This is a genomic window from Siccirubricoccus sp. G192, assembly GCF_019084075.1.
Lineage (GTDB): Bacteria > Pseudomonadota > Alphaproteobacteria > Acetobacterales > Acetobacteraceae > G192.
On the sequence record NZ_JAHREN010000001.1, the window covers coordinates 1027501 to 1046404 of the forward strand.

The 18904-nt window shown below is 67.5% G+C and carries 15 protein-coding genes, 1 tRNA gene and 2 rRNA genes; 17 read left to right on the forward strand and 1 reads right to left on the reverse strand.

The window, feature by feature from the left end; translation table 11 throughout:
• The first annotated feature begins 115 nt into the window (after nt 1–115).
• The 11 genes from KSF81_RS04915 to KSF81_RS04955 all read left to right on the forward strand — a co-directional run bounded on the left by KSF81_RS04915 (nt 116) and on the right by KSF81_RS04955 (nt 8355).
• Nucleotides 116–2872, forward strand: a 23S ribosomal RNA gene (locus KSF81_RS04915).
• A gap of 114 nt (nt 2873–2986) precedes the next feature.
• Nucleotides 2987–3101 (forward strand): 5S ribosomal RNA (rrf, locus tag KSF81_RS04920).
• A gap of 39 nt (nt 3102–3140) precedes the next feature.
• Nucleotides 3141–3217: transfer RNA gene (locus KSF81_RS04925), tRNA-Met, on the forward strand.
• Between the two features lie 420 nt (nt 3218–3637).
• Complete coding sequence (locus KSF81_RS04930) at nt 3638–4216, forward strand: ABC transporter substrate-binding protein (RefSeq protein WP_254453367.1); 579 nt, start codon at nt 3638–3640, stop codon at nt 4214–4216.
• The gene (gene tnpA, locus KSF81_RS31870) at nt 4159–4524 is read left to right on the forward strand and encodes an IS66-like element accessory protein TnpA (protein WP_217378028.1); all 366 of its coding nucleotides are present in this window, start codon (nt 4159–4161) and stop codon (nt 4522–4524) included. The genes KSF81_RS04930 and tnpA overlap by 58 nt, the downstream gene beginning before the upstream one ends.
• Before the next feature lie 54 nt (nt 4525–4578).
• On the forward strand, nt 4579–4806 hold the full coding sequence (gene tnpB / locus KSF81_RS31875) for an IS66 family insertion sequence element accessory protein TnpB (RefSeq protein ID WP_217378029.1): 228 nt from the start codon (nt 4579–4581) through the stop codon (nt 4804–4806).
• Between the two features lie 68 nt (nt 4807–4874).
• Entirely contained in the window at nt 4875–6311 is a 1437-nt protein-coding gene (locus tag KSF81_RS31880; protein WP_217378030.1) for a hypothetical protein, read from the forward strand.
• Nucleotides 6277–6591 carry a FitA-like ribbon-helix-helix domain-containing protein gene (locus KSF81_RS31885; protein ID WP_375293302.1) on the forward strand — a complete coding sequence of 105 codons (315 nt, stop codon included), beginning with the start codon at nt 6277–6279 and terminating at the stop codon, nt 6589–6591. The genes KSF81_RS31880 and KSF81_RS31885 overlap by 35 nt, the downstream gene beginning before the upstream one ends.
• Nucleotides 6558–7010 carry a type II toxin-antitoxin system VapC family toxin gene (locus KSF81_RS04950; protein WP_217378031.1) on the forward strand — a complete coding sequence of 151 codons (453 nt, stop codon included), beginning with the start codon at nt 6558–6560 and terminating at the stop codon, nt 7008–7010. Before KSF81_RS31885 ends, KSF81_RS04950 begins: the two co-directional genes overlap by 34 nt.
• A complete protein-coding gene (locus tag KSF81_RS30870; protein WP_256444242.1) occupies nt 7007–7138 on the forward strand; it encodes a hypothetical protein in 132 nt (43 codons plus the stop codon). Before KSF81_RS04950 ends, KSF81_RS30870 begins: the two co-directional genes overlap by 4 nt.
• A 311-nt stretch (nt 7139–7449) precedes the next feature.
• Nucleotides 7450–8355, forward strand: a complete 906-nt coding sequence (locus KSF81_RS04955) for a recombinase family protein (RefSeq protein ID WP_217378032.1) — start codon at nt 7450–7452, stop codon at nt 8353–8355.
• A 203-nt stretch (nt 8356–8558) separates the two neighbouring features.
• Here the strand turns inward: KSF81_RS04955 and KSF81_RS04960 are convergent, their stop codons facing one another.
• A complete protein-coding gene (locus tag KSF81_RS04960; RefSeq protein ID WP_217378033.1) occupies nt 8559–8825 on the reverse strand; it encodes a hypothetical protein in 267 nt (88 codons plus the stop codon).
• Between KSF81_RS04960 and KSF81_RS04965 the strand changes: the two genes are divergently transcribed.
• From KSF81_RS04965 to KSF81_RS04990, 6 genes are all read left to right on the forward strand, one after another.
• Nucleotides 8824–12156, forward strand: coding sequence for a DEAD/DEAH box helicase (locus tag KSF81_RS04965; protein ID WP_217378034.1), 3333 nt, complete (start codon nt 8824–8826; stop codon nt 12154–12156). The genes KSF81_RS04960 and KSF81_RS04965 overlap by 2 nt on opposite strands.
• A gap of 325 nt (nt 12157–12481) precedes the next feature.
• Nucleotides 12482–13120: a helix-turn-helix domain-containing protein gene (locus KSF81_RS04970; protein ID WP_217378035.1), complete on the forward strand. Its 639-nt coding sequence runs from the start codon at nt 12482–12484 to the stop codon at nt 13118–13120.
• A gap of 61 nt (nt 13121–13181) precedes the next feature.
• On the forward strand, nt 13182–13748 hold the full coding sequence (locus KSF81_RS04975; RefSeq protein WP_254453872.1) for an RES family NAD+ phosphorylase: 567 nt from the start codon (nt 13182–13184) through the stop codon (nt 13746–13748).
• Nucleotides 13749–13767: 19 nt separating this feature from the next.
• On the forward strand, nt 13768–14718 hold the full coding sequence (locus KSF81_RS04980; RefSeq protein ID WP_217378036.1) for a recombinase family protein: 951 nt from the start codon (nt 13768–13770) through the stop codon (nt 14716–14718).
• Nucleotides 14719–14813: 95 nt separating this feature from the next.
• Nucleotides 14814–15491: a hypothetical protein gene (locus tag KSF81_RS04985; RefSeq protein ID WP_217378037.1), complete on the forward strand. Its 678-nt coding sequence runs from the start codon at nt 14814–14816 to the stop codon at nt 15489–15491.
• The gene (locus KSF81_RS04990; protein WP_217378038.1) at nt 15436–18882 is read left to right on the forward strand and encodes a DEAD/DEAH box helicase; all 3447 of its coding nucleotides are present in this window, start codon (nt 15436–15438) and stop codon (nt 18880–18882) included. Before KSF81_RS04985 ends, KSF81_RS04990 begins: the two co-directional genes overlap by 56 nt.
• Nucleotides 18883–18904 lie beyond the last annotated feature (22 nt).

Below are 18904 nucleotides of genomic sequence, written 5' to 3' on the forward strand. Positions count from 1 at the left end.
AGGTGAATCTGGGATTGGTTGAAGTGTGAGTGTGTGTGCTTTGGCTTGGCTATCAGCGGCCCCGTCACGGGCTGCAGGGCGCGGTTTGGTCCTGCGTGCGGGCGGTGGTGAATGATGTCGAGCGAGACAAGGGCGTTCGGTGGATGCCTTGGCGCCAAGAGGCGATGAAGGACGTGGCACGCTGCGAAAAGCCGCGGGGAGATGCGAGCGATCGTTGATCCGCGGATGTCCGAATGGGGAAACCCACCCTTCGGGGTATCCCGCACTGAATCCATAGGTGCGGGAGGCGAACCCGGGGAACTGAAACATCTCAGTACCCGGAGGAAAAGACATCAACAGAGATTCCGCGAGTAGTGGCGAGCGAAAGCGGAGTAGGCCAGTGGTTCATCAGGAAGAAGCCAAACGGCCTGGAAAGGCCGGCCAGAGTGGGTGATAGCCCCGTAGGCGTAGTGTTCTGATGGATCCTTGAGTAGGGCGGGGCACGTGAAACCCTGTCTGAACGTGGGGGGGACCACCCTCCAAGCCTAAATACTCCTTGGCGACCGATAGTGCACAAGTACCGTGAGGGAAAGGTGAAAAGCACCCCGACAAGGGGAGTGAAAGAGACCTGAAACCGAACGCCTACAAGCAGTCGGAGCTCCCTTGTGGAGTGACGGCGTACCTTTTGTATAATGGGTCCGCGAGTTTCTGTTTGCAGCGAGCTTAAGCCGTGAGGTGTAGGCGCAGCGAAAGCGAGTCCGAACAGGGCGCCCAGTTGCTGGCAGAAGACCCGAAACCGAGTGATCTAGCCATGGCCAGGCTGAAGGTGGGGTAACACCCACTGGAGGGCCGAACCCACGCCTGTTGAAAAAGTCGGGGATGAGCTGTGGCTAGGGGTGAAAGGCCAATCAAACTCGGAAATAGCTGGTTCTCCGCGAAATCTATTGAGGTAGATCGTCATCCGTTCACCGCCGGAGGTAGAGCACCGGAAGGGCTAGGGGGGGCCCAAAGCCCTACCAAACCCTACCGAACTCCGAATGCCGGCGAGTGCAGGGTGGCAGACAGACAGTGGGTGCTAAGGTCCATTGTCGAGAGGGAAACAGCCCAGACCACCAGCTAAGGCCCCCAAATGATGGCTAAGTGGGAAAGCATGTAGGACGGCCATAACAACCAGGAGGTTGGCTTAGAAGCAGCCATCCTTTAAAGAAAGCGTAATAGCTCACTGGTCTAATAGCTGTCCCGCGGCGAAAATGTAACGGGGCTCAAGCCATCTGCCGAAGCTGTGGGTGTGCAAAATCCTAGCGGATTTGCACGCGGTAGCGGAGCGTTCCGTAAGCCTGTGAAGGTGCCCTGCGAGGGGTGCTGGAGGTATCGGAAGTGCGAATGCGGACATGAGTAGCGACAAGGAGGGTGAGAAACCCTCCCGCCGAAAGTCCAAGGGTTCCTGCGCAAGGCTAATCCGCGCAGGGTGAGCCGGCCCCTAAGGCGAGGGCGAGAGCCGTAGCCGATGGAAACCAGGTGAACATTCCTGGGCCCGCCAGAAGTGACGACCGTGAAGTTCTGTCTCTCCTTATTGGATTGGGGGGGGCGGTTGGATCGGTCCGGGAAATAGCTCTGGCATTATGGACCGTACCCGAAACCGACACAGGTGGACTGGTAGAGCATACCAAGGCGCTTGAGAGAACGATGCTGAAGGAACTAGGCAAATTGCTCGCGTAACTTCGGGATAAGCGAGACCCCATTTTGGGCAACCAGGGTGGGGTGACACAAACCAGGGGGGTGGCGACTGTTTAGTAAAAACACAGGGCTCTGCGAAATCGCGAGATGACGTATAGGGTCTGACGCCTGCCCGGTGCCGGAAGGTCAAGGGGAGAGGTGCAAGCCTCGAACCGAAGCCCCGGTAAACGGCGGCCGTAACTATAACGGTCCTAAGGTAGCGGAAATTCCTTGTCGGGTAAGTTCCGACCTGCACGAATGGCGTAACGACCTCCCCGCTGTCTCCAGCATCGACTCAGCGAAATTGAATTCCCCGTGAAGATGCGGGGTACCCGCGGTCAGACGGAAAGACCCTATGAACCTTTACTGCAACTTCGCAGTGGCGCCAGGAAGGGACTGTGTAGGATAGGTGGGAGGCTTTGAAGCCGGGGCGCCAGCTCTGGTGGAGCCACCCTTGAAATACCACCCTGTGCCTTTCTGGCGTCTAACTGAGCCCGGTAAGCCCGGGTCAGGACCCTGCGTGGTGGGCAGTTTGACTGGGGCGGTCGCCTCCCAAATGGTAACGGAGGCGCGCGATGGTGGGCTCAAGCCGGTCGGACATCGGCTGTCGAGTGCAAAGGCACAAGCCCGCCTGACTGTGAGCGCGACAGCGCGAACAGAGACGAAAGTCGGCCTTAGTGATCCGGTGGTCCCGCGTGGAAGGGCCATCGCTCAACGGATAAAAGGTACTCTAGGGATAACAGGCTGATCTCCCCCCAAGAGTCCACATCGACGGGGAGGTTTGGCACCTCGATGTCGGCTCATCGCATCCCGGGGCTGGAGCAGGTCCCAAGGGTTCGGCTGTTCGCCGATTAAAGCGGTACGTGAGCTGGGTTTAGAACGTCGTGAGACAGTTCGGTCCCTATCTGCCGTGGGTGCAGGAGACTTGAGAGGATCCGTCCCTAGTACGAGAGGACCGGGATGGACGCACCTCTGGTGTACCAGTTGTCACGCCCGTGGCATCGCTGGGTAGCTAAGTGCGGACGGGATAACCGCTGAAGGCATCTAAGCGGGAAACCCCCCTCGAAACGAGGTCTCCCTCGAGGGCCGTGACAGACCATCACGTTGATAGGCCGCAGGTGGAAGTGGGGCAACCCATGCAGCCGAGCGGTCCTAATCGCCCGATAGAGCTCACATCCCACCAGCGCAGCGCCCGTCGCAAGACGGGCACCGCACGCAGCACCAAGCCGCGCCGCACACCACACCCCAACCAATCCCAGCACCACATCGCATCCAGGATCCGGCCTGGTGGCCCGGTGGCCATCGCGGGGATGATACACCCGATCCCATCCCGAACTCGGCCGTGAAACACCCCAGCGCCCATGGTACTGCACCTCAAGGTGCGGGAGAGTCGGTCGCCGCCGGGCCGCCAGGCCGGATCCTCGATGCCACCCCACCACCACCCACGCGGGGTGGAGCAGCCCGGTAGCTCGTCAGGCTCATAACCTGAAGGTCACAGGTTCAAATCCTGTCCCCGCATCCAACTTCAGCAAACCCAAATGCCAAACCCGTCAGCCCCAGCGGCCGACGGGCTCTCTGCGTCCGCAGACGCACGCGGAAAGCCGCGGCGACCATGCGCAGCCTGACCAATACAACCAGCGCAGCGAACGGGAGCCTCTGAGCGACGCAAGGCGGCCGAGGGCATGCGGCCCTGACGGAACCCAGCCGGAATCCTGCCCATTCCGCCACTCGATTTGAGATCGGGCCCGGAAACGCTGCGCTGGAAGCCGGGGGACGAAGCAATGTAACCTCCCCGCGCAAGCGGCGCCAAATGCCGCGCGGGAGGAAAAATGAACACGTCTCGTCGTACCCTGCTTTAGGCAGGGGCGGGTGCCGCGCTGGGAGGACTACCCTGGCGCAGTGCCAAGGCCCAGGCAGCCAACACCATCCGCATCGCCCTGCTATGCGATTTCTCTGGCACCTACCGCGATGTCACCGGTCCCACCGAACTGGCCTGCATCCGCCAGGCGGCGGCCGATTCGGCAACCGTGGCTTCGATATCGAGATCGTCTTCGCCGACAACCAGAACCGGCCCGATATCGGCTCCAACGTGACCCGCCAGTGGTTCGACCGCGAGGGCGTGGATGCGGTGGTGGATGGCGGCGCTTCCTCGGTGGCGCTGGCGGTGAACGACATCACGCGGGAAAAGAACAAGGTTTTCCTCAACAGCTCCTCCGCCACTTCCGACCTCACCGGGACGAAGTGCACGCCCAACACGGTGCACTGGACCTACGACACCTGGATGCTGGCGAAATCGACCGGTGGCGCCACGGTGAGGGCGGGTGGCGACATCTGGTATTTCGTCACCGCGGACTACGCCTTCGGCCATGCGCTGGAACGTAAGCGGCCGTTTGAGGCCCGTCTTCCCGCGATGTGGGTGAATGTGCTGGGTCAGTCTGGAGCAGCAGGCTTCCGGATGACGTTATGGATAGCGTTAAGGACGACGCCAAGGGTGTCGGTTATCGGCGGGTCGAGGTTCTGACGGGGCCTGGCCGGCGGCGGAGTTGGTCTGACGACGAGAAGGCGAGGATCGTCGCTGAGACGGCGGAGTTCGGTGCGAAGGTGACCGAGGTTGCCCGTCGTTGGCAGGTAAGCCCGCAGCAGGTCTTCGATTGGCGCCGGCAAGCGCGTCGTGCGCTGGCGGAGGCCACTGCGCCGGTGACACCGAGCTTCGTGCCGGTCGTCTCCGGACCACCGGCCCCAACTCTTGAAGCGGGGGGGTGCAACGGTGCGCCAGGCGCCCTCGATCGAGTTGCAGCTGGCCGGCGTGGTGCTGCGCATTGCGCCTGACACCGATGAGGATCTGCTGACGACGGTGCTACGCGCGATCCGGGCCTCGGCGGCATGATCGCGCTGCCGGCCGGTGTGCGGATCCTGCTGGCGAGCAAGCCAGTGGATTTCCGGAAGGGCGCCCACTCCCTTGCAGCGCTGGCAGCCGCGGAACTCGGCACCGATCCATTCTCGGGCGTGGTGCTGGTGTTCCGCTCGAAGCGATCCGACCGGGTGAAGATCCTGACCTGGGATGACAGCGGCCTGGTGCTGATCGGTTGGTACGCCTTCAGGTCGGCGTAGAACCACCAGATCAGCTCGCGGATGCGCGCCTGGGAAGTCCGCTGCTGGTCGGTGAAGGTGTCGAGCTTGTGGACGAGACGCTCGGCATGCACCCAGCAGAGCGCGTGCTCGCCGACGGCGAACTGGCCGGCATCGCCGCTGACGATCACCGTCCCCGGCAGCAGGCCATGTGCCTTGATGGCACCCCAGAGCGCGCCTTCGGTGGCCAGGCGCGCCGGCGCGAGGCTGTCCTCCATGCTGCGGATGCCGAGCCGCTCGAGGTGCGCGGCCCAGGTCGCCTGGTTCGCAAAGACGCGCTGCGGATGGCCTTCCAGGCGGGCGATCACCGGCCCGGCCAGGGCGCGCTCGCGCATGTAGGCCAGCGCCTCGGCGTTCACCACGTAGTCGCCGTGCCCGGCCCGCAGCAGCTCCAGGAAGTTCAGCCGGCTCTTGCTGGCCGTGGTGCCGAACCAGGCGAAGTGGGCGTTGCCGATCTGCGTACAGGCGCCGTTCACCGCCCGGTGCCGCGCGCCCGTATCGTCAACCGTGATCCAGGCCGCGCTCGCCAGTCCGGCTCGCAGCACCTCCTGGCTCTCGTCCAGGAACGGCTGCTGACCGGCGATCAGCAGGCGCATGACCTGCCGTTTGGAGATGGCGATCCCAACCGCCCACAGCTGCGCCACCAGCCGCGGCACGGTGGTCTGCCCCTGATGGTACTGGGCGAGCACGTAGCGCCGGAGTTCGGGGCCGAAATGGCCATCCACCCCGCCCGGCAAGCGCGCAACGACCAGCCGCCCCTCCGGCGTCAGCCAGCGCTCGCGCCGGTAGCACACCGCCTCCGTCCGCATGATGAGGTCCTGCACCAGGAAGTCCTGGTAGCCCTGGAACCGCGAGCCGGGCGGCACCGTGGCCCGCAGCACCCGCGCCTCCACCGCCACCCGCGGCACCACCTTGCCGCGGCCACGACGGTCGGGGCGCTCGCGCGGCGGCGTCGGCTCGCTCGCCTGCTCCATCCCGCTCGGCTTGATCGCGGGCCGACCCTTCAGTCCCTTGAGGCGGGCGATCTCCTCGCGCTGCGCCGCCACAATCCGCTCGAGCTCCGCCACCTCGCCGAGCAGGGCGCTGACCAGCGCCTTCAGCTCGGCCGGCGACAGCGTGTCAGGATCGGCAGGCGGGACCATGCTCCCGAGGGAATCAGACCAGCCGACACCTGGGAAGGGCAAACCGCACCCTCGCAACAGGTTTTGCCCCACTTACTCGTTGGCCTTGTAGGGCATTGTTTACCCGGACAACTGCTGGACCGGACTTTACTCCCGGCTCCGACCTCGCAGAACCACCGGCCGCCGATTACGCACCAGGGCGCATCGCGAGCCCGAGCGCCTTCGCCCTGCCTCTTAGATGTGCTTTTGAGGATCGCCGCCCCTCGACTTCCATCTGCCTCCATCGCTATCTATATGTATGCGTTGACAGCATCCGCAGCAGGAGGCGCCCGTGGCTACCCTTACCGTCCGAAACCTCGACGATGACGTCGTTCGAGCTCTCCGCATCCGGGCTGCCGAACACGGCCGCTCGGCCGAGGCGGAGCATCGGGAGATCCTTAGGACAGCGTTGACCGGCAGCCGCCAGCCCTCGCTACGCGTGGCCGCAGCGAAACGCCTGGCCGAATTCCCGGTGCCGGACTGCGGGCCGCGCTTCGGCGTCTGCTGCCGAGCTCCTGCAAGAGTCCAGGGAGGGCAGGGCAGGGGGGCTCACCAGCGAGGCGGGCGCCTGAGGTGGCACTGGTCGTCGACGCCAGTGTCGGCCTGAAGTGGGTGTTGCAGGAGCCGGACAGCCATCTTGCGCAGGCGCTGGCGGTCGGGGATGAGGAGCTCCTAGTGCCGGACTTTTGGCTCAATGAGGCCTGCAACATCTGCTGGCTCCAGGTCCGCAAGGGCAAGTGGACGCCGGATGAGGCGAGGCAAGGGCTGGCGCTGCTCCGGGCCCAGGTCGAGCCGACCCAAACCGGCGACCTTGACCTGCACGACATTGCACTCGACATCGGTCTGGCCGTCGACCACTCGACTTACGATACCCTATATCTGGCGTTCGCCGTCGCAATGGGGACCCGGGGCGTCGTGGTCGCGGACGCCCCTTTCGTCCGGAACATGCAGCGCCACCCTGATCTGGCGTTGGCGGCCCTGCTCATTCCGTTGACGGAGTGGGGCAGAGGGCAGGGGCTCACTTGACCGTGGAGGAGATGACGGCGATCCAAGCCCGGGCCGTGCGGGAAGGCTGGAGCCAGCACATCATGTGGTTGGTGATCATCGATGAGATGGATGCTGACGAGGTTATCGGGGGGCGCCCGAGTTTCTGAGGGCTCCAGGCCACTGTGCGGGCTCCCCATCGACCAATGGCCGCTGTTCGAGATCCGCTTGGAACAGCGTTATTGTAGGGACCGGCCGGCCGGGTCCCTTGAGGTGGGGTGAGGTTGGGGCAAGTCCCCTCTACCTCCAGGGGCGCCCCTCTTGCTGTTCAAGGCGAACGCCAGTCGCCGGCACCATATCCCGAAACCATCATTTCATCGCATCTTGTCCGATTTGACAAGGTCGGTATCGACGCTGTTCCGGAACTGAGGGCTGCTTTGTCACCCAGCCTGCCGCTTGCCCTGGCCCGGCCCGCCGCTCCATGGCGCTGATCGGCTATGCCAGGGTCTCCACCGAGGACCAGGTGACCCATCGCCAGCTCGATGAGCTCCAGGCGGCCGGCTGTCAGGCGGTGCTGCAGGAACACGCCTCCGGCGGCGACCGCGACCGCCCCATGCTGGCGCAGGCCCTGGCCCGGGTGCAGGCCGGCGATACCCTGGTCGTGGTCTCGCTCGACCGCCTGGCCCGCTCGCTCTCCCACCTGCTCGCGGTGATCGAGGGCCTGCAGGGGAGGGGGGCCTTCTTCCGCAGCCTCAAGGACCCGGTGGATACCGCCAATCCGCAGGGGCTCTTCACCCTGCAGGTGCTCGGCGCCGCGGCGCAGCTCGAGCGCGCCCTGATCCGCGAGCGGACCCGGAGCGGCATGCGGGCGGCCGCCGCCCGCGGCCAGCGCGCCGGCAACCCCGGCCTGCGGGCGCGCGACCCGGCGGCGATCCAGAAGCTCTCGGAGGCTCGGCGGGCCGCCTATCTGCGGCAGCTGATCGCCGCGGCCGACCGCTGGCTGCCCAGCGCGCGCCGGCTGCGGGCGGATGGCCATGCCTGGGAGGAGGTGGTGCGCTACCTGAATGCGCGGCGCGCCGCGGGCGAGCGGGCCTGGAGCGAGGAACGCCTGCTGTGGGCGGTGCGGCGCTTCGTGGCGGAGGGGCTGGCCGAGGCGCAGCTGCTGGCCCCGGCGCCCCGGGCGCGGGCGCCGGACCGGCTCCTGGCGGTGGTGGCGGGCATCCTGCGCTCGGACCCGACGGCGACGCTGCGGCAGGTCGGTGCCCGGCTGGAGGCGATCCGCGAGCCGACCCCGCGCGGCGGCAGCCGCTGGCGCCCCGGCTCGGTGGCCTACATCGTCGCCCGTGCCCGCAAGGCCGGACTGCTGCCAGGGGAGCGAGGAGTATAGGGGGGGGCCATCCGGTCCGACCGCTGTGCGCCCATGCCGGACGGGCCGCGTCGTTGCCGACCCTCCCGAGAGGGGATATCGCTTCGGCCGACTCTTCTGACCGTGATAGACGGAAACGAGATCTCCGAACGCCCAGCGCCTACACCTCCGGGCCTCTCGGCCCCTTCGGCGATCTGCTCTAGCGGACCGCGCGGGGCGGAGCCTCACGGCAGCCATGTCCCGGCCGGCGGCAGTTCGGACTGGTTCCGGCCGGTGCAGGTCGCCACATTGACGGCGATGTCCTCCCGTCGTGCCCCCGCCCCCTCTCCCTCCCCGATCGTCACTGCCGGTCTGCTGCCCGATGACGCCGCGATCCTGCGGACGGTGTCGCGGCGGACCAGCTTCGACTCCGGCCGGCGTCTGGCGGAACTGGGCCGCGTGCGCTCGATCATGGTGTCCAACGACGGTCGCCGGATCAGCGCCGTCGTCATGGATCTCCCCAGCGGATCGTATAGTCCGAGCATCGAGCTGTTTGATCCCCGCAGCCCGGGCAACGCCTTCCACGGCCGGTGCACCTGTGGGACGCGGCAGAACTGCAAGCATGTCGTCGCCGTGCTGCTGGCGCTGCGGCACCGGCAGGAACAGCCTGCCGCCCCGACCGAGCCGGCACCACCGCCGCGGCGGCGCGCGGCATCGCCGCCGGGCCAGCCCGACCTTTCGGCCCTGCCACCGGGCCCGCCGCCGGTCGATCCGGCACTTCCCGCCGATCTGGCGGCCTGGCTCGGCACCCTCGACCCCGAGGAGGACGGCGCCGCCGACCGCGCCGCGCCGCAGGGCCAGCAGCGGATGTTCTACGTGCTGGCGCGCGCCGAGGCGCCGCGCGGTACGCCGACGCTCGGCCTCGCTTGTGTCTCGGCACGGCTGCGCAAGGACGGCACGCCCGGCATCGGCTATCCCCTGCAAGGCTACCGACCGGAGGCGCCACCGCGGCACCTGCGGACCGCCGATCGCATCATCCTGGCTCGGGTGGCGCGGCGCGGGCCGGCCACCGGGTTGATCTCGGCCGACGAGGAGCCGGCCGACCTGCTGCGCCGCGTGCTGGCGACCGGGCGCGCGCGCTGGGATAGGCTCGAAGGTCCCACCCTGGCGGAGGGTCTGCCGCGCCCCGGCCGCATCGCCTGGGCGGTGCAGGAGGACGGCTCCCAGCGCGCAACGCTGGAACTGGACCCGACCGCGGACGATCCGGACCGAGCGCTTGGCCAGGCCCCGATCGCCGTCGGCCTGCCCGAGCCCTGGTATGTCGATCCGACGGCGGGCCTGGCAGGACCGGTGGAGACCGGGCTTCCGGCACTCCTCGCCGGGCGCCTCCTGGCCGCGCCGCCGGTGCCGCTGGCGCTCGCCCCGAAGGTGGCGGCCGAGCTGACGCGCCGGGCGAAGGCGCCGTCCCTGCCGGTGCCGGCGGAGCTGCCGGAGCCCGAGACGCTGCGCGGCCCGGTACAGCCACATCTGAGGCTCATGCTGGCGCCGCTGCCCTTCGACCTGACCGCGCATCATCGCGGCTTCGCCTTCCTGCCCGACCTGCCGCGCGAGGTGCCGGTGGCCCGGCTTGCGTTCGGCTACGGCCCCGTCACGGTGGCGGCCTCAGACCGCGCTTCCGCCCCCATCGTGGTGCGGCAGGGCCGGCCCTACCGCGTGCAGCGCGACACGGCAGGCGAGCGGGCGGCGCTGGAGCGGCTGGAAGAGATCGGCTTCCTGCCGGCCCGCGAGGTCGCGCAGCAGTTGCTCGGCTATGCCGGCGCGGCGGCTTTCGGGCGGCGGAGCGACGACTTCCTGCTGGGCACCGAACCGGACGAGGCCGACTGGCTCGACATCCTGCTCGATGACATCCCGGACCTGCGCGCTGAGGGCTGGACGGTGGAGGTCGCCGCCGACTTCCCGATCCGCCTTGTCGAGCCGGAGGGCGGCATCACCGGGCGGATCGAGGAAGGCTCGGGCATCGACTGGTTCGAGCTGCATCTCGGCGTGATGGTCGAGGGCCAGGCGGTCGACCTGGTGCCGGCCCTGGTCCGTCTGATCGCCAGCGGCGAGGCGACGGAGCTGATTGCGGCCGAGGCAGAGGAGACGGAGGACGACGCGCCGGTGCTGCTGCCGCTGCCGGATGGAAGGCTGCTGACGCTGCCGGCGCGGCAGGTGGTGCCGATCCTGGCCGCGCTGGTCGAGCTGTTCGCCGGCCGCACCGGGGCGGAGGGCGAGGGCGCAGGCGGGCGCTTTGGCTTCATGCGCACCGAGGCCGCCGACCTCGCCTGGCTGGAGGAACGGTCGGGCCTCGCGCTGCAGGGGGGCGAGGCACTGCGGCAGCTCGGGCGGCAGCTGCGCGAGGCCGGCGGTGCCATCCCGCCGGTGCCACTACCTGAGAGTTTTGCCGGCACGCTGCGGCCCTACCAGGCGCAGGGCGTCGGCTGGCTGCAGTTCCTGCGCGGCGCTGGGCTCGGTGGCGTGCTGGCCGATGACATGGGTCTCGGCAAGACGGTGCAGACCCTGGCACATCTTGTGGTGGAGCAGGCCGCGGGACGGCTGGACCGGCCGGCGCTGGTGGTCTGCCCGACCAGCCTGGTGCCGAACTGGCTGCGCGAGGCGGAGCGCTTCGCGCCCTCGCTCAGCGCACTGTCGCTGCATGGCCCATCGCGCAAGCAGCGTTTCGCCGACATCCCCCGCCATGATCTGGTCATCACCACCTACCCCTTGCTCGGCCGCGACCAGGAGGTGCTGACCGCGCAGGACTGGCACGTGGTGGTGCTGGACGAGGCACAGACCATCAAGAACCCGAACGCCGAGACCACGCGCCAGGCGCTGCGGCTCAAGGCACGGCAGCGGCTCTGCCTGTCCGGCACGCCGCTGCAGAACCATCTCGGCGAGCTGTGGTCGCTGTTCGACTTTCTCTCGCCTGGCTTCCTCGGCAGCCCCTCGGCCTTCCGCAGACGCTACCGCACGCCCATCGAGAAACACGGCGACACCGAGCGGCAGTCGGTCCTGGCGCGACGCGTGCGCCCCTTCCTGCTGCGGCGGACCAAGGAGGAAGTGGCGAAGGAACTACCGCCGAAGACCGAGATCGTGGAGCCGGTCGAGCTGGAGCCGCCGCAGCGCGCCGTCTACGAGGCGATCCGCGTCGCCATGCACACCAAGGTGCAGGCCGCGATCGCCGAGCGCGGGCTGGCGCGGTCCGGCATCATCATCCTCGATGCGCTCTTGAAGATGCGGCAGGCTTGCTGCGACCCACGGCTCCTGAAGATGGCTTCGGCGAAGAAGGCTGGGTCCGCGAAGCTCGACCGGCTACTGGAACTGCTTGAGGTGCTGCTCGGCGAGGGGCGGCGGGTGCTGGTGTTCTCGCAGTTCACCTCGATGCTGACGCTGATCGAGGCGCAGCTGAAGCAGGCCGGCACGCCCTACGTGCTGCTGACCGGCGACACCGCGGACCGCAGCACGCCGGTGCGCCGCTTCCAGGCCGGCGCAGTGCCGGTGTTCCTGATCAGCCTGAAGGCCGGCGGCGTCGGGCTGAACCTCACCGCCGCCGACACGGTGATCCATTACGATCCCTGGTGGAACCCGGCGGTGGAGGACCAGGCGACCGACCGCGCGCACCGCATTGGCCAGGATCGGCACGTCTTCGTGCATCGTTTGGTCGCGCTCGGCACCATCGAGGAGAAGATGCAGGTATTGAAGGATCGCAAGCGCGCCCTAGTCGCCGCGGTGTTGGACGCCGCGCACGGCAGCGCGCTGCAGCTTACCGAGGCGGACGTCGAGGAACTGTTCGCGCCGGCCTGATGCGGCGCGGGCGAGCATCGAGGCAGCCGCGCGCCGCAGGGTCCGATCCCGGACGCCCACCCTCATCGAACAGCCGCGTCAGGGTTGAACCCGGCGGCGCAACGGACGAGGAACCAAGGCCTGCTTCTTCACTCTCCGAAAGCCGCCTGTCGGCTTCCGGCCAGGATCGGCGCTGTCCGGGTCCGCCACGCACGACAAACGGTCGTTTGGAGGCAGCTTTCCTATGTTGTATAAAGGCAAAGCGGGACCAGTTGGTTGACCACTTCCCTTGAGCCTTACGACTGCATATCTTGTAAACCACATTGTGCCATTGAAAGCCCTGCCCATGCCCGGCCATGCCGCTGCCTCGAGCCACCGCAGCCGAGCGCCTTTGCCCGAGGATGCCGTTCGTCGTGCTTTCCTCCAGCGTTCGGTTGCCGCACTCGAGCGTATCGCCGCCCAGGCCGACCCGGGCCGCCTCGCCGACGCGCTCGCCGCGCCAAGTGACGTCGGCACGATCGCCCGGGCGCTTGGCGACCCGAAAGCGGTGGGTGATGCCGTCGCCAGCCTCGACCCGCTCTCCGATGCGCTGGCCCGTGGCGCCACGGCAAAGCGTGACCTCGTCGAGATGGCGGGCGGGGCGCTCGGCGCCGAGGAGGCAGGCAGGCTGCTCGGCATCACGCGCCAGGCCGTCGACAAGCGCCGCCGAGCCGGTGCGCTCCTCGCGGTGCGGATCGGCGATGACTGGCGCTATCCGGCCTGCCAGTTCGACGAGGCAGGCCCCGGCGGCGTTGTCGTCGGATTGCCCGAGATGGTCCAGGCCATGGCGGCGGCTGGACCCTGGGCCACACTCGATGTCCTGCTCGCCGCCGATGACGCGCTCGGCGGCGCCACCCCGCTAACCGTTCTGCGCAGCGGGGGAGGGGAGGGGCTCGCGGCTGTGCGGCGCCTCCTGCGGCAGGCCGAGACCGACGCCTTCGGATGAATGGCCGGGGTCCAAGCGGTGCGGCGCCGCCACCGCCCCCCCCTGGCTGCGTGATATCCGCCTGCCGGTTCTTGAGGTCACGCCGGCCGGCGAGCCGTTCTTCCGCGTCCACCGGAGCGAACACGCACCCGCTTTCTTCGGGCCGGGAGAGGGCAGGCCGGCAACCGGCCGCTTCGACCCGGCAAGCGGACGCTTTGGTGTGCTCTACGCCGGTCTGAGCCTCAATGCGGCTGTCGCCGAGACCCTGCTGCGCAGCCCACAACGGCGCCTGGTCGCGTTTAGGGAGGTCACCGTCCGCTCGCTCTCGTTGCTTCGGCCGGCCACTACCCTTCGGCTCGTGCACCTGCAGGGACCGCATCTGCAGGAACTCGGCACAGACGCCTCGATAGCGACAGGACCCTACGGTCCGTGTGGCCTCTGGGCCGACGCACTCTTCGACCACCCAGACGCGCCGGACGGCATCGCCTATACCTCACGGCACAACCCGGACGAGCTCTGTGCTGCGCTGTTCCGGCGGGCTGAGAGGCATCCGGCCCTCGGGGTTGTCTCCACGACGCCACTCCTCGCATTGGGCACGGAGTTGGCCATGGTATTGCGCCGGCACGGCAAGGGACTGGAGATACCGTGACGGCCTTGGGGAAGGCGTAATGCCTGCATTGATCGGCTACGCGCGGGTATCCACGGCCGGGCAGGACCTGGAGCCGCAACTCCGGGCGCTGCGCGCTGCGGGCTGCAGCGAGATCTTCGAAGAGAAGGCCTCCGGCACCAGCCGAGCCCGGCCGGAGCTGGCTCGTCTTCTCGATCGGCTTGGCCGCGGCGACACCCTGGTGGTCGTCCGCATCGACCGCCTGGCCCGCTCGCTGGCTCACCTGCTGCAGGTGATCGAGCGCGTCCGGGAGACAGGGGCCCACTTCCGCTCGCTCGGCGACCCGATCGACACTTCCGGCCCGAGCGGCATGCTGGTGCTGCAGATCATGGGCGCCATCGCCCAGTTCGAGCGGGCGCTGATCGTCGAGCGCACCAAGGCAGGGCTGGCCTCGGCACGAGCCCAGGGGAGGGTCGGGGGCAACCCCGGCCTCAGGACCCGTGACCCGGTCGTGCTGGGCAAGCTCGCCGCCTCGCGCGAGCGCACCCGCCTGGCTGACCTGCTGCCCGGGGCCGACGAGTGGCTCGGCACCGTGCGCCTGCTGCGCCCGACCAGATCCTGGGAGGCGGTCACCGCGGCGGTGAACGAGCGGCTGCCGCCGGGCCAGCGGCGCTTCACCCGCGACCGGCTGGTGCGCTCGGTCCGACTTTTCGTGGAGGAGGGGCTGGCCGAGCCCACCCTGCTCGAGGGCGCAGCCCGCCGGCCTCGGCGTGACTCGAAGGCGAGGCGGGCGATGGAGCTGGCCGCCTCCTTCCTGCGTGGCCGACCGAAAGCCTCCCTGGCTGAGGTTGGGGCCGAACTTTCGCGCATGGGCGTACGCCCACGGAGTGGGGAGGCGTGGGCCCTCTCCTCGGTCAAGGCTCTGCTCGACCGCGCCCGGAGTGCCGGGCTGCTTGGCGAAGAACATGGTCAGCGACGGCGTCGACCTAACCACCCTTCGTACGTGCAATGAAACCTGTCGCCACACCGAAAGCCACCCCCGCTCTTTGGGACCGGTACGCGCGTCTGGCCGCGGTCCCGAAGACCATTCTCCGCCTGAAGAGCCTGGTGTTCACGCCCACCGGCAAGGGCGCCTTTCTTGGCTGCCTCACGACGACCGGTATCCGTGCCCCGGATGGCAAGGCCTGGACAGCGCGGACGCTCAACCCGGAGCTCGACGAGCTCGCCAGGCAAGGTCTCCTGACCGAGGATCTCTCCTGCGTACCGGAACTTCTGCATCCTGTGGCGGTGGACGCGATGGCCAGCCCGGAGGGCGCCATGCTGGCCGATGCGGCCCGCAAAGCCTTCCCGGCGCAGACCCGCAGCCCTTACCAATACAGCTACAGCATGCAGGCGGACCCCGACGCGCTACGGCGCTTCAGGCTGGCGATCTATACGAACGACGATGCCGAGTTCAGCACTCAGCTGGACCGCTACAACAAGGATTTCTCGCCTGCCCGCGGCCCGCACCTGCTCGAGCGGCTCTTCCTGCGGACTCCGGTCACGACGGCATGGCTCGCAAGCCGCGGCCTTGCCATCCAGTATGCGATCTTCAGCATCAAGCTGTCTTCGCTCCTGCAATCTGGCCTCCCCGGTTCCGACCTGCCGGAACTGGTCGGCCATTACCGGGCGCAGCAGGGGAGGGAGGATTTTGCCGCCTTTCGGTGGGCGTTGCTGCAGTATGACCTGCTTGCCGGACATCTGGAGGACGTTCGGCGCAGAATCGACGAGATCGAGGGGGGCTGAGGAGTTCACCCGGCAGGCGCTGAAGGGCTCACTCGATTTCCTGAGCGGCCACAATGACGAGGCCATTCTTCACTTTCGGGAATCAATCAAGCTATTCCGAAAGCATGCCAACCGCCGGAAGGTCTTCCTGACCGGCAGCAACGGGCTGTTCTTCCTGATGGCGCTGCTGCGCGCGAACGACCCCGGGCTTCAAGCCGAGATGCAGGTCGGGCTCGACGCAGTGCCCTATGACCTCACCCCCTATGCCGGCGGCTTTCGGGCGCTACAGGCCCTGCTCTGGTTGGTCCAGGGGCTTGAGGCGAGAGCGCGCGAGATGCTGACCAGCTTGCGGATGGTGATGCCGGAGGAGCCGCTTTCCGCGGCCTGTGTTGCGCTTGCCGAGTACGCCCTCGATGCCGAGCTCGCGCGCAAGCATCACAAGGATCTGGCGTTCCGGTTCGAGCGTCTGAAGACCGACCTGCCTCTCATCGCGCGGATCTACGCCGAGATTCTGGCCGAGGTGGCAGCGGCCCCGGGCCCGTACGAGGCGTTTCTCGCCGATGCCGAGCCGAGCGTTGGCGTGGTGTTTACCCGGCTCGTCCAGACGCGCCAGCCATGGGAGCGCGCCCTGGAGAGCCTCGACACCTTCCTGACGATCGGGAGGTTCAAACCGACGGCGCCGCAGCCGGCCAGGAAAGCCAAGCGCCTGGTCTGGTTCATCGATCCCGAGACATCGAGCGTCGAGGTTGCGGAGCAGTCGGCCAAGGGGAAGGACGGCTGGACGGCTGGTCGCGCCGTCGCCATGAAGCGACTTCATGAGCAGGATCCCCGGCTTGATTACCTGACCGAGCACGATCGCCGGGTGCTGCGCACCATTCGCAAGGAGACGGCCGGTTGGTACGGCGAGGAGCACTACTATTTTGATCCTGTCCGTACACTCCCCGCCCTCGTCGGGCATCCGGTCGTTTTTGACGCACGCCGGCCGGCCCAGCCCATCGAGCTTGTGCGCTATCCTCTGGAGTTGCTCATCACGGAGCAGCGCGGTGGCTACCGTATTGCGCTTTCCCACAGCGCGGAGGAGCCAACCGTCTTCGTCGAGGCCGAGACTCCGACGCGTTACCGTGTGATCGAATTCTCGCAGCAGATGCTGGCAGTGCAGGAGCTTCTGGGCGGGCGAGGCCTAGTCGTGCCACGGCACGCTCGGGACCAGGTCGTGGCCCTGCTGCAGCGCGAGAACGTGTCCTTGCCGATCCGCGCGGAGATCGCCGACATCGAACGGCCCGCCGTGGAGGGGGTGTCGAACCCGGTCGTGCAGCTTGTTCCCCAAGGGGCTACGCTGCATGTCACGCTCATGGTCCGGCCTTTTGGCCCGGAAGGACCGGCCTATGTCGCCGGCCTGGGCGGCCGGTCGGTGCTGGCCATGATTGGCGGCAAGCAGCAGCGGGCCAACCGGAACCTGGAGCGCGAGCAGGCTGAGCGCGCGGCCCTCATTGAAGCCTGTCCGACGCTGCGGGACCGGAGCGGCACCGGTGCCCATGAGGTGGTTCTCGACGACCTGGAGAGCGGCCTCGAACTGCTGACCGAGTTGCACACCTATGCCGGACCGTCGATGATCGAGTGGCCGGAAGGGCAGAAACTGACGGTCAGCCCGATTGCGCCAGACAAGCTGAAGCTCAAGATCAGTCGGGGCAGGGACTGGTTCGGCATTGATGGCACCGTCGCCGTGGGAGAGGACCAGGTCCTCGACATGCGCTTCCTTCTCGACCGCCTTGATCGTGCCCAGGGGCGGTTCGTGCCGCTGGACGACGGCCGCTTCGTGGCGCTGACCCGGCATTTCCAGAGCCAGTTGCGGCGTCTTGCTGCCGTGTCGGAGCCCGACCGCCACGGGCGCCGGCTGCATGCACTTGGTGCCCCAGCCATCGGCGACCTGCTGGCGGAGGCTGGCATGGTCGAGGCTGATGCGGCCTGGCAGCGCCATCTCGCATCTATTCAGGCCGCCGAGGGCTGGACCCCGAAGCTGCCTTCAACCCTGCAAGGGGAGCTGCGCGATTACCAGGTCGAGGGCTTCGTGTGGTTGTCACGGCTGGCCCGCTGGGGCGCCGGCGCCTGCCTGGCCGACGATATGGGCCTGGGCAAGACGATCCAGGCAATCGCCGTGATGCTGAACCAAGCGGCCGAGGGCCCTTGCCTTGTGGTGGCGCCGACCTCGGTCTGCTCGAACTGGGCGGCCGAGATCGCACGCTTCGCACCGACCCTGACCGTGCACCGTTTCTCCTCCGCCGCTGACCGCCATGAACTCGTCGCCGGGCTCGGCCCTCGCGACGTGCTCGTGTGCAGCTATGGCCTCTTGCACCAGGAAGCGCAGCTGCTCGGCGCCAGGACCTGGCAGATGGCCGTGCTGGATGAGGCGCAGGCGATCAAGAATGCGGAGACCAAACGTGCGCAGGCCAGCTTGCAGCTGCAGGCCGGGTTTCGCCTGGCACTGACGGGCACGCCGGTCGAGAACTACCTCGACGAGTTGTGGAGCCTGTTCAACTTCGTCAACCCTGGCCTGCTCGGGTCGCGCGAAGGCTTTCAGCGGCGCTTTGCAGGGCCGATCGAGCGGGACCGCGATCCTGCCGCACGCCAGGCGCTGAAGATGCTCGTGCGACCTTTCATGCTGCGGAGAACAAAGGCGGCGGTGCTGAGCGAGCTGCCACCTCGCATCGAGCAAACCCTGACGGTCGAGATGGGTGACGAGGAGCGTGCCTTCTATGAAGCCCTCCGCCAGAAGACAGTAGAGTCGCTTAGCTCGCTCGATGCCGCCGCAGGACAGCGGAAGATCCACATCCTGGCGGCGATCACCAGACTGCGCCGGGCCTGCTGCAATCCGGCCCTGATCGATCCTTCAGCCAGTGTGCCAAGTGGCAAGCTGACGGCGTTCCTCGACCTCGTCGAGGAGCTGAGCCGCAACCGCCACCGAGCCTTGGTCTTCAGCCAGTTCGTCGGCCACCTGCAACTCATCCGGACGGCGCTGGATGCGCGCGGAATTACGTATCAGTACCTGGACGGTAGCACGCCCGCTACCGAGCGGGAGCGGCGTGTTGCGGCGTTTCAGGCTGGCGCGGCGGAACTCTTCCTGATCAGCCTCAAGGCGGGCGGCACTGGGCTGAACCTGACCGCGGCGGATTACGTGATCCATCTTGATCCTTGGTGGAACCCAGCAGTCGAGGATCAGGCCTCCGACCGGGCTCACCGCATCGGCCAGGATCGCCCGGTCACCATCTATCGGCTGATCATGCAGGACAGCATTGAGGAACGGATCGTGCAACTGCATCGCGATAAGCGCGACCTCGCATCTGAACTCCTCGAGGGAACAGAAGTTAGCGCGCGGCTGAGCGAGGAGGAACTGCTCGACTTGATTCGCGCCTAATCGTGGCCGCTAAAGGGACAGA